This is a genomic window from Alcaligenes sp. EGD-AK7 (assembly GCF_000465875.3).
Lineage (GTDB): Bacteria > Pseudomonadota > Gammaproteobacteria > Burkholderiales > Burkholderiaceae_B > Alcaligenes > Alcaligenes phenolicus.
In genome coordinates this window covers 207814-220634 of the sequence record NZ_AVOG02000069.1, presented here as the reverse complement: position 1 = coordinate 220634, position 12821 = coordinate 207814, and the positions used below count along the sequence as shown (strand labels likewise).

Sequence of the window (12821 nt, the reverse complement as noted above, 5' to 3'; positions counted from 1 at the left end):
CCGGCTTGGTCCGGGATTTTTTTGCTTCTAAGTCGTGAGCTCGAGGTTCTGCTTTTAAAGGCCAGATTGCGGTGCCTAGACTGTATTTTTTGCCAGCGCAGGCTTCAGGACGCCGGTTCAAGCAGATCGTTGACAGCACGCAGATCGTTTTCGTTCAAGGTGCCGCTGGCTGCTTTCAGGCGCAGGCTGTTCATCAGAACTTCGTAACGCGCTTGGGCCAAGCTGCGTTGCGCTTCATACAACTGCTGTTGGGCATTGAGTACATCGATGTTTACACGTACACCGACCTCGTAAGCCAGCTTGTTGGCCTCTAGGGCGTCCTGACTGGATTTGGTGGCTGCTTCCAGTGCCTGCACACGGACCAGACCTGTGGTGACGCCAGAGAAGTACTGGCGCGTCTGCTGGATGGATTGCTGAATAGCGAACTGATGATCGTAGCGGGCCTGTTGCAGGCGCGAGCTTTGTTCGCGTACTTGCGAGCTGGTTTCACCACCACGGAAAATCGGGATGCTTAACTCCAGACCTAAAGCGCTGTTCAGCGAACGTGGGCCACCGCCCGCTTGGCCAAACAGAGTCTGGTCGCTACCGCTGCCGGTTTGGGCTTTCAGGGCCAGGGTGGGTTCGTGCAGGGCCTGGGTGCTTTTCAACTGCTCTTCGGCAGCACGGGCCTTGATATCAGCCAGTGCCACGGTCAAGCCGGATTGGCTGGACTGATCCAGCCAGTCTTGCAAATTCGCAGGCTGCGGGGCGGGAAGGCGTAAAGGCTCACGCAGGCGCGCCAGCGTGTCATAACGCTCCAGCGTCAGCGCAGCCAGCTTGTCCTGAGCCACCTGCAGGGCATTTTCAGCCTGCAAGACGCCAGCCCGGGTCAGGTCCAGGCGCGATTTGGTTTCGTAGGTATCGGTAATCGTGGTGCCACCCAGCTGAAAGTTCTGATCAGCAGCACGTAATTGCTCGTCAATGGCGGCTTGCTGGGCTTTCAGGGTAGACAGCGTATCTTGCGCAGCCAGCACATCAAAATAGCTTTGGCTGACGCGCAGCATCAAATCTTGCCGATCCAGCGTCAGCTGAATATCCGCACCCTGCGCCAGTAATTGGGCACGCTCGTAACGGGCCCAGGCATTACGGTTGTACACGGGTTGGCTCAGCGTCAAGGTCCAGGCAGCTCGGTCACTGGAATGCTGATTGGACAGCTTGCTGGTTTGACGCCGCTCTTGTAGTTCGGCTGTGCCGATGGCGCTTATCTGCGGCAACAGTTGTGCCCGGCTTTGGGGTACTTGTTCCTGATCGGCTTGATGCGCAGCTTGCGCAGCGCCAAACTGCGGTTCATGTGCCAGGGCCTGGTTCCAGGCCTGCAGCAGATCTTGCGACTGGGCGGTGCTACTTAAGGCAAGCAGCGAAAGCAATGCCAGGCGCAAGGGAGTCATGAACCGCATATGTGCTTAAAAGCGGAATTGCGAAACGGCGGTGCCGCGCAACGGTTTGATCCAGGTGTCGAACAGGGGTGTAGTCTCGAAGCTGGCCGCGCTGGTGCGAGTAATACGTACAGCCGTCATGACCGGGTTTTGACCGACCACTACAACCAGACGACCGCCGATACAGAGCTGGTACTTCAAAGCATCAGGAATGGTGGGCACGGAGCCGGTGACCAGAATGGCGTCGTACTCGGTGGTGCCCCAGCCTGCGTGCGCGTCACCCACTTCAACCTTGACGTTGCGCACATTGTTGCGCTGCAGGTTTTCCTGGGCGAAAGCGGCCAGTTTGCTGTCAATTTCGATGGAGGTAACTTGTTGGGACAGGTGAGCCAGCAAAGCAGCCTGGTAGCCCGAGCCGGTACCAATTTCGAGCACACCGTCGCTAGGCTGCAGCAGCAGCTCTTGAGTCAGACGGGCTTCGACTTTGGGCGAGAGCATGGTCTCATGCGTGTCCACGGCATTGATGATCAGTGGCAGCTCGGTGTCCGAAAAGGCCGAAGGGCGCAAGGACGAGGGAACAAAGCGTTCGCGCTGGACCTCGACCAATGCTTGCAGCACTTTTTCGTCGGATACGTTCCAGGGACGGATTTGTTGTTCCACCATGTAGTAACGGGCACGTTCGAGTTCAGACAGCGCAAAATGGTTCATAGCTTCCAGAAAACTAAAGGCTTGGCAAAGAGCCGATTATAAGCCAGCACATCGATAAAGATGCGCAGTTGGGCTTAGCAGGACGGCACCATTGCATGGAGCAAGGTGCTGGCGTTGTTGACGGCAATGGGCAAGAAGGTATCAAAATCCATGTGCGCTTCACTGTTGGCATTGTCTGAAATACTGCGTATGCAGACAAAAGGTACCTTGTTCAGATAGCACACCTGGGCAATGGCGCCACTTTCCATTTCGCAGGCTAAAGCGTTGAAGGTGGCGCTTAACCACTGTATTTTATCGTTACATGCGATAAATTGGTCGCCGGTAACAATTCGGCCCGTATGGACCTGATGGCCTTCGATCTGCTGGGCGGCGGTTTGAGCCACGGTCAGCAGGGCGGGATCGGCGGGGAAATCGAAGGTATCCAGACGGAAAACCTGTCCCGGCGCCAGACCCAGGGCTTTCAGTTCCACATCGTGCTGGACCAGGGTATCGGCAATGACGATATCGCCCGGTCGGATGCTGGGTTCAACCGCACCCGCAATACCGATATTGATAATGCTGTCCACGGCAAATTCCGAGATCAGCATCTGGGTGCAGGCGGCGGCGTTGACCTTGCCCACGCCGCAAACCACGGCCACAACGGGCTTGCCCAGATAGCTGCCGCGATGAAAATCCATGCCGGCGCGCTGGATGGTCTGGGGCTCTTGCAAGCGCTCCAGCACAATCTCCAGCTCTTCGCGCATGGCGACAATAATTCCAAGTGTAGACATAAGACAAGGGCCTTCAAGCGGCCCGATCAAACGGCACGTATCAGGACGATGGCCACAGTTTATGGAAGTGATGCACCGGACCATGTCCGCTGCCCACTGTCAGTTCACCCGAACGGGCAATGGCTTCGTACAAGTACTTTTTGGCAGCCAGAGCAGCGTCAGGCACATTGCTGTATTGGGGGAGCAGGGCGGCCAGCGCAGCCGACAAGGTGCAGCCGGTGCCGTGCGTATTGGCAGTATCAATACGTTTGGCGGGCATTTCGATCATCTTGTCGCCATCGTGCAGCAGGTCTATGCAGTCCGAACCGGGCAGGTGACCGCCTTTCAGGAAGACCCAGCGTTGATCGCTGTGATTCATCAGGCGACGCAGACGCTCGGCAGCCTGACGCATTTCCTTGACGGTTTCTACCGGGCGGGCGTCCAGCAGGACACCGGCTTCGGGCAGATTGGGCGTGATCATGGTGCACTGGGGCACTAACTGTTCACGCAGGGCATGGACGGCCGACTTTTCCAGCAGATGATCGCCGCTTTTGGCGATCATTACCGGGTCCAGCACCAGATGCCTGGGTTTGAAGTGAGCCATGCGCTCGGCCACCACGGTGGTGACGGCCTCCTGGCCCAACATGCCGATCTTGACACCATCAATGCGCACATCGGCAAACAGCGTATCAATCTGCTGGCGCACAAAGTCGGCAGGAACCGGGCTGATACCGGTTACCCCTTGAGTATTTTGTGCCGTCAAAGCGGCAATCACAGCGGTGGCATAAGCACCCAGGGCGCTCATGGCTTTGACATCAGCCAGAATACCGGCGCCGCCGGAGGGGTCAACCCCGGCAATGGTCAGCGTGTTGGGAATCATGTCTCAATCAGGTACGGGAGTGAATCAGCCCTTCGGTGGGGGAGCTGGGGTCGGCATCGTAGTATTTGCGGGGCACACGGCCAGCCAGATAAGCCTGACGACCGGCTTGTACAGCCAGGTTCATGGCGCTGGCCATCATCACAGGCTGGCGGGCACCGGCAATCGCGGTGTTCATCAGGACACCATCACAGCCCAGTTCCATGGCAATGGCCGCATCCGAGGCTGTACCGACACCGGCATCGACCAGCACAGGCACCTTGCTCTGATCGATGATCAGGCGCAGGTTCCAGGGGTTGATGATGCCCATGCCCGAACCGATCAGGGAGGCCAAGGGCATGATGGCTACACAGCCAATATCTTCCAGCATACGGGCCTGGATAGGATCGTCGGCGCAATACACCATCACATCAAAGCCTTCATCCACCAGGGTTTTGGCGGCTTTCAAGGTTTCGGGCATATTGGGGAACAGATTGCCGGAGTCGCCCAGCACTTCCAGTTTGACCAGTTTGTGGCCGTCCAGCAGTTCGCGGGCCAGACGCAAGGTACGCACGGCGTCCTCGGCGGTATAGCAACCCGCGGTGTTGGGCAGCAGGGTGTATTTGGAGGGGGGCAGGTAATCGAGCAGATTGGGCTCGTTGGCGTTCTGGCCGATATTGGTGCGGCGAATGGCCACCGTCACAATTTCAGCGCCACTGGCTTCAATAGCCTGACGAGTTTCATCAAAATCTTTGTATTTACCGGTGCCTACCAATAGCCGGGATTGGTAGCTGGTTCCGGCCAGGATAAAGGGATCGTTGTTCACTGTTTGGGTCATGGTGGTGCTTTGTTGCGCATCCGTCTTTGTTGACGGATAAAGAATTGGTTTTTTGCTGGGCAAACACTGCAAGAATAATCCATTTGGCCGGTGCCCGCAGGAAAACCCGTATGCCGGCTTGCTGGTGTGCGGTAGGGATTTGGCTCGGGCAGGGGGCTGGCCACGGATGCGAGCCTGATTGGCCTGTGGCTGTGGCAAATATATACCTTGGCATATTCGCCTTATGTTTAAGGCCATGCGCAAGGCCCCAATGCAGGCTGGCCCTGCCAGAGTTGCGATGCGAAAATTCTGTTGTTCCTCAAGAACGGGATTTTTCTTGAGGGATCCGTAGATTTCATCCGTTCTTTCTGTTTTATCGCTCGGACACAAGCCTCAGGTGCTGATGTACCTGGGGCTTGAGTTCGATTGGCATTGTTTGATTGTTAAAGGAGCACGTTCTTGGGTCCTGACCCTGAATCTGAAAGACGCACATTTGCGTTGCGCCCCGCGTTTCATGTCCGCATGAAACCCCATTGCGAATTGAGCACCGGCTCCAGGTTCCTCACGGTCTAAGACGTGTGGGGCGCTTCTGTGGCCGTGTGCCCAGGAGAATCTCATGCTGTTTTCCCGCCCTCACGATAGCTTGCAGCGCGCTTTGCGTATGGCTGTCGCCACTTACCGCCCTGTCGCCGTGTGCGACTTGCTGGCCTCGCACGGCACCCTGGCTTTTGCCCAGGCCTTGCCCGAGCTTTCGGCTCGTGTCCGCGCCGATGTTCTGGCCATGCTTCCCGAGTTTGATCGCAGTCAGGTCTACAACGCCATGCATACCGGCGTGCGAGTAGGGCATTTGGGTCGCCGCCGCACTCATGGCCCGTCGCCCAGCCTGTTCACCCTGTTCCCGCACCGCTACGGCACGCAGGACTGGTTGCGTGAGTATCGCCAGCCCCAGCGCTCTTGAGCACTGGACCCTACCCCTTTTCTGTTCAACCTGTCACAGCAGACCAGCCCATGCGGGGTTCGCACCGTCATGGACGGCTGCTGTGGCTTTCATCAACCCAAAAGAGTGCTATGCCGCAAACCATTCCCTCTTCCTTGAGCAGCAAACCGTATCAGGACAACTCGCTGGCCGCCCAGGTCTGGACCCGCTCGGCGCGTCGCCCCAGTGTTGCACCGTTCAAGGGTCGCAAGCGTTGGTCGCGCTACGAGCGTCTGTCCTTTTCCATGCTGCTGTCTTCGTGGGGCATTTTGATTGTGGTGGTGAGCTGGCTGTTTTTCAGCAACTCGCACCTGGAAACCCGGACCAGTTCTACCTCCGGCTCGCATTCCAGCTTTTACATGGGTACCACGACGCCGTCGCCCGATGCGTCCAGCACCCAAGAGACCCGTTCTGATGGAGATCAACAATGACGGACCAAGGTAAAACGCCGCCGCTCTTTGGCAACGACGGCCAGCCCAATAACTGGATGCGCATCAGCATCCATGCCACCGAGCAGATCAGTGGCCTTCGTAAAAAGCTGGGCGTGGAAATTCCACAGACCTTGCAGAACAGTCCCACACAGGAAGGCCCTTTCAGCTTTGTGCCTGTGACGTTTCTGAACGTGGACAAGGGTCAGAAGAAAGCCAGCCGTGTGGTGTTCATCCTGAGCCGCGAAGCCTTGGTGTCCATTGAACCTGATCCCAGCCCCAAGCCACTGGCCCAGGCCCTGCAGCGCTTGCAGCGTGATGGTCGCGAGAACGACGCCTTCGAAAGCTTTGCGGTGATTTTGCAATCCATTAACGATGCCACCGATGAACTGCTGGACTCCCTGAGCCACGATCTGGGCAAGGTGCTGACTCAGACCAACGCCGTGCTCAACAGCCTGGAAACCAAGGACCGGGACTTTGGCGTCAGTGATGTGGTCTCCACCCAGATGGATTTGAGCGAAGTAGAAGAACTCTTGTCCGACTGCCTGGAAAGCCAATTGCAGCTGGCCATGGCTGCTCGTCATGCCCTGGCGCGTTTACCCGCAGATCAGGAAAAACTGAAGCCTGTTTTTCATACCCTGATCGACGACATCGAGGCCGTGGAAAAGCAGGTGAACTTTGTGCACGACCGCGTCCGCCTTTTGCAGACCACCAACAATATGGCGCTGAACGTGAAGCAGAACCAGATTGTGAAAGTGTTCTCGGTGGTGACCGCCGTGTTCCTGCCCGCCATGCTGATTTCAACCTACTACAGCATGAACTTTGCCTATATGCCGATTCTGCAATGGGAGCACGCCGAGATAGTGGGGATTATTTCCACCGCCTTGTTCTCCATGTTGCCGCTGATCTATGTGAAACACCGAGGCTGGCTGCGCTAGAGCGCGCTGCCTTTGATACTTAAATGAATGGGAAGAATTTCGTATGTTGAACACACTGAAAAGCAGTACCGAGGTGGCAACGGCAGGCTCGGATAAATTACGCGGACTGGTTTGGAATGAAGACTTGAGCCTGCAGTCGGACTCCAACGCGGCCGTCCAGCAGCGCCGTCAGGCCATTGACCGGGCGCGTGCCAACCGCCCACGCACCGCGCATATCGAGCGCGAAATCATGATTGCGGTGGTGGTGCTGTACATCCTGATTCTGGGCAGTTTTGCCGGTCTGCATTTGTATGGCCACTACATGGTTTCCCCGGAAGCGGAACAGGTACAAAGTGAGGACTAAGCCATGACTGAAAAAAAACAGGGGGGCGCGGTGGTGTCCAGCCTGAGCGACAAGCGCGGGCAAAAAACGGCATGGTTGCAGCTGTCGGCCAGCCGGCACGATGAATTGGCCGAGGCGCAAGCCAAACTGGGCCTGGACCTGAGCGTCAAACGGGGCCGTGCTGCCGCGGAAGAAGCGGGCTTTATTCTGATTCCCGTGGAGATGGTGATACGTCAGGGCCAGCAGTACCGCGAAACCAGCCTGCTGTTCGCCTTGAGCAAGGACCGCCTGATCAGCGTGGAGCAGGACGTGCGGGTTGATACCTTGGAGCGAGTCAGCCAGCAGTTGAACGCCATGGCAGAGGCCGGACAAGCTGCGCCCAGCCCCGCGTCAATTCTGTTCATGATCCTGCAGGCTCTGAACGACCAGGCTCGTGCCACGATTTCCGATATTGCCGGGCGTCTGGACGAGCGCAGCGATACGGTGGCGGCAGCCAGTGGCGGCTTTGATACCTCCGGCCGTCAGGCCGGGGTAGCGGATATTGCCAGTACCGCTATCGGTCTGGGTGAGGCCGAGGAACTGGTCGCCAAAACCGTGGAAGGGCAATTGATGCTGGCTCGCGCAGGTCGTTGGCTGCGTCGTACGCCCGGTGGCGAAAGCGCAGAGAACCTGTCCATGTTGCTCTCGGATATTCAAAGCTTGCGTCGCTATGCCCGCTTTCAGCACGACAAGATCCGCAACTTGCAGCAGTCCTTGATGACCACGCTGGATTTGAAGCAGAACCAGGTGATCAAGGTCTTTACAGTGGTTACTGCCGTGTTCTTGCCGCCTACGCTGATCGCGGCGTTTTACGGCCAGAACTTTGCCAATATGCCCGAGCTGGAAATTATCGGTGGCGAGTGGCTGGTCATGGGCATGACCGCCGTATTTGCCTTGGCTCCCTTGGCCTATGTAAAGCGTAAAGGGTGGATGCGATGACGGCCCGTTTCAAGGATATGGCTTCCTGGCGGCGCTTGCAGGCCCCTGACCGTCAGGCGCTGGAAGATCTGGGCAAGTTGTATCGCGTGGATTTGTTGCCACAAGCCCAGGCCAGCCTGGGGATGGCCACACGCATACGCTGTGTGCGAGTGAGTGACGAACAGATGCAGGTGTCTGACCTGATCTGGTGTTTGGGGCAGGATGATCAGCCTTTGTATACCGTGGAAACTGGCCATCGTCTGCTGCGTCCCGGCCAGGCTCTGGAGCGCTTGAGTGCCCAGGAAATGTCCTTGGCCAGCTCCCATGCCCTGGCTTTGACTTTGCTGTATCAATTGCTGGCGCAGACCTCGCAAGTGCTGGACCGTATTGATCAGGGCCTGAGTGTCTCGACCCTGTCCTTGCGCGGCTTTCTGTCCAATGTCGGCACGGACTATTCGCGCGGTGCCGAGGACATGATTGATCTGGACAGCCATATGGCAACCCTGCACAAACCGCTGTCTCATGTGATGCATTCCATTGACGATCTGGAGCAGGCCGCACAACGCTTGCGCCGCTGGGTGTATCAGGAAAAAAGCCTGGAGTTGAGCCGAGTGGACGAGCTGATTGCCGCCATTGAAGGCATGCAGCGCCGTGCGCATTTCGCCATTGAACGCCAGCGTTTTCATTGGCGTGCCGCCGGAGAGTCCGTGGCCATGAGCGACCTGAACGTGACCAAGGTCTTTACGGTGCTGTGGGCCTTGCTGGTGCCCGGTACAGCCTTGATCAATTGGTACGGTCAGAACTTCCATGTCATGCCCGAGTTATCTTGGGAGGGCACCATGTGGGTGCAGTTGGTGACCGTGTTGGTGTTGACGGCGGTACCGATCTGGACAATCAAGAAATCGGGCGCGTTGCGTTGAGGGGAAGCGCCGTGTGCTGGCCCGGTTAGGCGGTGCACAGGCTGTTTGTTGAAGAACTCATTGAACGAAACAGAGGTGTTGATGGCCGATGACCACGAGATAGTGCCCGTTGGTTCTGAATGCAGGCCAGCGGGCGGTAACTCCTATCCGAATCAATTAGCGATTTTTGTCTTTCCACTGCGACGGTAAACACATCCCTAACCTTTCAGAGCGGGGTGGCCGTCCCTGCACCAATGTGTAGAGGTATCCATGAATGCAAGCCGGTTTTTCCATCCCGATCACAGCGCCGTCGTCCACCAGAGCCCGGTGCGTCTGGTACGCCGTGCCCACTGTGCGCTGAGCTACTACGCCACCCGCAGCGTGCCACAAGTGTTGCAAGCCTTGAATACCCAGCGCCATGGCCTGGCCTTTGATGAAGTGTTGCGCCGTCTTATACAGAACGGCCCCAATCAAGTACGGGTACTGCGTTCCAGCCCTGCTGATCTGACCCAAGTGGTCCAAACCATGAAAAAACAAACCTGTCAGGTGCGCCGCGATTTGACCATGTACGATCTGGCACGGGATCACCAGTCCCGCGTGCCGGCTCGTATGCTCGTGACTGGCGATATCGTGCTGTTGTCTGCCGGTGATTACGTGCCGGCGGATCTGCGCTTGATCCATCAGGATCACCTGATTCTGAACCGCGCCATTTTGCAGGCCGCACCCGATACTTGCGCCATGGGCGACCGGGTTGTGGCCGGGACCGCACAAGGTGTGGTGGTGGCGACGGGTAATCAAACCTTGTTAGGAGTTCTGATGCGTGAACCTGTTCCTGTGGCCTGCGGCTGGCGTCGTGTGCTGGAGTGCAGTCCTTTTCAATTGAGCAAAGCCGCTTCTTTGGCAGCTGGCGTGGCCCTGTTTGGTCTTGCAGGAGCGCTGATGATGCCCAGCCACAGCCATGCTGAAACCTCGGTGCAGCTCTATGGCACTTTGGATGCCGGTTTGGGTTGGACTCGCGTGAGCGGCGAAGGCTCGCAGCGCGACGTGTTAAGCGGTGGGCAGACGGACTCGCTGTGGGGGATTCGCGGCCATGAGGATCTGGGCGATGGGCTGCGTGCCACCTTCAATCTGGAAAGCGGTATTGATCTGGCCACAGGCCGGGCCGAGGATTCCGGGCGTCTGTTCAACTATCAGGCCTGGCTGGGTCTGGGCAGTGATAACTGGGGTGAGCTGCGTTTTGGACGCCAGTACACCGTGGGCCAGGAATTTGTCTCTGCCATTGAAGTGGGTTCCTGGAAAGACTTTGGCATGGGCGCTTTGATGCGTGCCTCGGACAACTACCAGATCTCCAATCAGTTCAGCTGGCGCAGCCCGGAATGGGCGGGTATGCAGTTAGGCGCCAGCTATAGCGCGGATGTGGGCGAGCAGGGCCTGGGAGGTTCCCGCAGCAAACTCTATAGCCTCGCTTTGCGCTACGAGGACGGCCCCTGGCTGTTGGGGGCCAGTTACGAGAGCTTGAGTCGTGTCGAGTCCCATCGTCCTACGGCCTGGCAATTGGGCGCGAGCTATGACTTTGAGGTAGCCCGCCTTGCAGCTGGCTGGAGCCGTCAGAGCAATGGCTTTGTGGGCCTGAATGGTGATGATGGTCCTGCCCATCTGCAAGACAAGGGCTTGGAAGGCTTGGGCCCGGCGGAGTTCATCAACGGTGGCCGGCTGGACACCTGGTATGTGGGCACGGCGATTCCTGTAGGCAAGGGCGAGTTCCAGCTGCAATGGTCTTTGGGCCGTCCGAACTGGACCTGGGAGGATACCGATGAGCGCGCACGTCGCATTCAGGTGATGTCTGTGGGCTACGTGCATGCTTTGTCGCCCCGAACTAGCGTCTATGCCTTTGCGGCTCAAGGACGTCGCTTTGATATGGAAACGGCAGCCAGTGCCAGCGAACCGCGTAGCAGCCGTGTGGCTTTGGGCGTGACGCATCACTTCTAATGAAATGGCCGGTTTCCTGCACCTGAGTCCGTGTTCTCACTGGCCCTGGCGCAGGAAGGTCGGGCAGGGCTGAGTGCTTGTGGGGACGGCTCAGGAGACATATCCCTAAGTATAAATTTGATGTCTGCAAGGCGATGGAAAGTGTGCAAATGCCTGGCAGACAAGCCCACACTCAGATGCGAAAATACTGTTGGTGCAAAAACCGTTGCACCTTCTTTTTTAACTACTCACGTTTAAAAGTAAATGGACCCTGATCCTTCTTTATGGCTTTGTTCCTGTAAAGGACAAGCCTCCTTAATGACCAGTCAATTGGACACTGGACCACAAAGCGGGCCCCTCTGATGAGGTGAGCACTCTTTCTGGACCCCTGTGTCCGAAGGAGAATGCTATGTTCCGCCTCAACCTGTTTCGTTCCGCCCCACACAACAACGCTCTGCAAGACGCTCTGCGCCTGGCCGCATCCCGCCAGCGTCAAGGCTACCTGCTGGAGCTGCTGCAAACCCACGGCGCTCGCGAGTTTGCTTACGCACTCAACGACCTGTCCGGTCGCACCATTGAAAATGCACTGTCCACACTGCCTACCGTGGAGCGCAGCCAAGTCCTCAAGCATCTGTCCCGTCGTGCCAAAGCCCGTCTGAACGATGTAGAAGGATTTCGCTACCAGCCCACTCATGCCGTGCTGACACTGCCTTCTTTTGTGATGTAAGGGCAGGCCGATAGCGGTGTGAGCTGAATGGCCTGACAGAGCTGGGTATACCGCTGGATTTTCTGTCGCATGAGTTCTCGCACAGGCACGGTTTACATACCGTGCCTGTTTGGAGTCAGGCTTGGCGAGTGTTTCTGGAGTTGGAGTTTTTCAGAATGGTTGTCCTTGTAATGTGGAAAGATCCACATCGTATTCAATGGATACAATACCGGCCGGAATTATGTTATTCCGGAAGCTGGATGGAGTAATACTGGGAAAGTTTTCATCTATTTCATAGATGATCGACTCTAACTGCCGGTATGTTTCTGTTCGAGCAGCCCCGCCGGCATGAAGTCCGATACGGCTTAGTAACGCTTCCAGTTCTTCTTCAACCAGTCCATGGTCGATGAGACGAAGTACTACAGAGTTGATGGAGTCGCCTGCCGTAGAAGGTTCGAACCGATGGTGAATGAGATAAAGAGGGTTGTGTCTGGATCGATTCAATTGAAATTGTCCTGCGATATGTACTACTGAGCCATAGCGACTTAGTGTTGATTTCACCTCGTATGATCTACCAGTAGCTTCAATATCTACAGATCCCTTTAGAGGTCCAATCCATTTTGCATTGATGCTTTGTGAAAGAAGCCGCTCCAGAGTAAGTAGTTCGCCGAGAGTACTGTAGGTCTGCTGGTCTCGATTGGTATTTCCTAATAATTGTCGCCAACGGTCCCACCATGCCAATGGATCGGAGATCAAGTGCGCTCTTGTTTGCCTGCCTATACCCAGTTCAATAAATTGTGCGCAGAGAACTGCAAACTCGTTACGCAGTGCCTCTTGTCCTGAGTCAAGGCGAAGCAAGGTGCGAATGTGCCCTCCAATGTCCCGCTCTACGGCGTTTAGCCTGGCTCCGGCGAAGAACTCGAGAACATGGCGAGGGCTGTTTAAAGGAACGGCGACGCCAAAGCGTCCATCTTCCCGAAATACCCAAGCTTCTGAATCAGTCTGCCCGGATACGACAGGGAGCATTGCGCCTTCTCGTACATTTGCAAAAGCAGTTCGAATTTCTTGTACGACGTTCATTG

At 56.8% G+C, this 12821-nt stretch carries 14 protein-coding genes; 8 read left to right on the top strand and 6 right to left on the bottom strand.

All coding sequences use genetic code 11. The annotated features are described in order from the left end of the window. Window positions 1-104 precede the first annotated feature (104 nt). From N879_RS19170 to N879_RS19150, 5 genes are all read right to left on the bottom strand, one after another. Window positions 105-1427: a TolC family outer membrane protein gene (locus tag N879_RS19170; RefSeq protein WP_009458700.1), complete on the bottom strand. Its 1323-nt coding sequence runs from the start codon at window positions 1425-1427 to the stop codon at window positions 105-107. Between the two features lie 15 nt (window positions 1428-1442). Continuing rightward, complete coding sequence (locus N879_RS19165) at window positions 1443-2123, bottom strand: protein-L-isoaspartate O-methyltransferase family protein (protein ID WP_009458702.1); 681 nt, start codon at window positions 2121-2123, stop codon at window positions 1443-1445. Window positions 2124-2197: 74 nt separating this feature from the next. Then, window positions 2198-2893 (bottom strand): 5'-methylthioadenosine/adenosylhomocysteine nucleosidase, encoded by a 696-nt coding sequence (locus N879_RS19160; protein ID WP_041203004.1) that lies wholly within the window; start codon window positions 2891-2893, stop codon window positions 2198-2200. 40 nt (window positions 2894-2933) lie between these two features. Continuing rightward, complete coding sequence (gene thiD / locus N879_RS19155; RefSeq protein WP_022983636.1) at window positions 2934-3752, bottom strand: bifunctional hydroxymethylpyrimidine kinase/phosphomethylpyrimidine kinase; 819 nt, start codon at window positions 3750-3752, stop codon at window positions 2934-2936. A gap of 7 nt (window positions 3753-3759) precedes the next feature. Further along, window positions 3760-4566: a thiazole synthase gene (locus N879_RS19150; RefSeq protein ID WP_009458704.1), complete on the bottom strand. Its 807-nt coding sequence runs from the start codon at window positions 4564-4566 to the stop codon at window positions 3760-3762. 595 nt (window positions 4567-5161) lie between these two features. On the opposite strand from N879_RS19150, the gene N879_RS19145 reads away from it, so the two are divergent. The 8 genes from N879_RS19145 to N879_RS19110 all read left to right on the top strand — a co-directional run bounded on the left by N879_RS19145 (window position 5162) and on the right by N879_RS19110 (window position 11760). Then, the gene (locus N879_RS19145) at window positions 5162-5503 is read left to right on the top strand and encodes a hypothetical protein (protein WP_009458705.1); all 342 of its coding nucleotides are present in this window, start codon (window positions 5162-5164) and stop codon (window positions 5501-5503) included. A gap of 110 nt (window positions 5504-5613) precedes the next feature. Then, entirely contained in the window at window positions 5614-5952 is a 339-nt protein-coding gene (locus N879_RS19140; protein ID WP_009458706.1) for a hypothetical protein, read from the top strand. Continuing rightward, entirely contained in the window at window positions 5949-6887 is a 939-nt protein-coding gene (locus tag N879_RS19135) for a CorA family divalent cation transporter (protein WP_009458707.1), read from the top strand. The genes N879_RS19140 and N879_RS19135 overlap by 4 nt, the downstream gene beginning before the upstream one ends. A gap of 43 nt (window positions 6888-6930) precedes the next feature. After that, on the top strand, window positions 6931-7230 hold the full coding sequence (locus N879_RS19130; RefSeq protein ID WP_009458709.1) for a hypothetical protein: 300 nt from the start codon (window positions 6931-6933) through the stop codon (window positions 7228-7230). 3 nt (window positions 7231-7233) lie between these two features. After that, complete coding sequence (locus N879_RS19125) at window positions 7234-8187, top strand: magnesium transporter CorA family protein (protein WP_009458711.1); 954 nt, start codon at window positions 7234-7236, stop codon at window positions 8185-8187. Then, the gene (locus N879_RS19120) at window positions 8184-9086 is read left to right on the top strand and encodes a CorA family divalent cation transporter (protein ID WP_009458713.1); all 903 of its coding nucleotides are present in this window, start codon (window positions 8184-8186) and stop codon (window positions 9084-9086) included. Before N879_RS19125 ends, N879_RS19120 begins: the two co-directional genes overlap by 4 nt. A 249-nt stretch (window positions 9087-9335) precedes the next feature. Then, window positions 9336-11054, top strand: coding sequence for a porin (locus N879_RS19115; RefSeq protein WP_009458714.1), 1719 nt, complete (start codon window positions 9336-9338; stop codon window positions 11052-11054). Window positions 11055-11442: 388 nt separating this feature from the next. Continuing rightward, complete coding sequence (locus N879_RS19110; RefSeq protein WP_009458715.1) at window positions 11443-11760, top strand: hypothetical protein; 318 nt, start codon at window positions 11443-11445, stop codon at window positions 11758-11760. Window positions 11761-11910: 150 nt separating this feature from the next. Here N879_RS19110 and N879_RS20235 read toward each other — a convergent pair whose 3' ends face one another. Then, window positions 11911-12819 (bottom strand): PD-(D/E)XK motif protein, encoded by a 909-nt coding sequence (locus N879_RS20235; protein WP_161808946.1) that lies wholly within the window; start codon window positions 12817-12819, stop codon window positions 11911-11913. Window positions 12820-12821 lie beyond the last annotated feature (2 nt).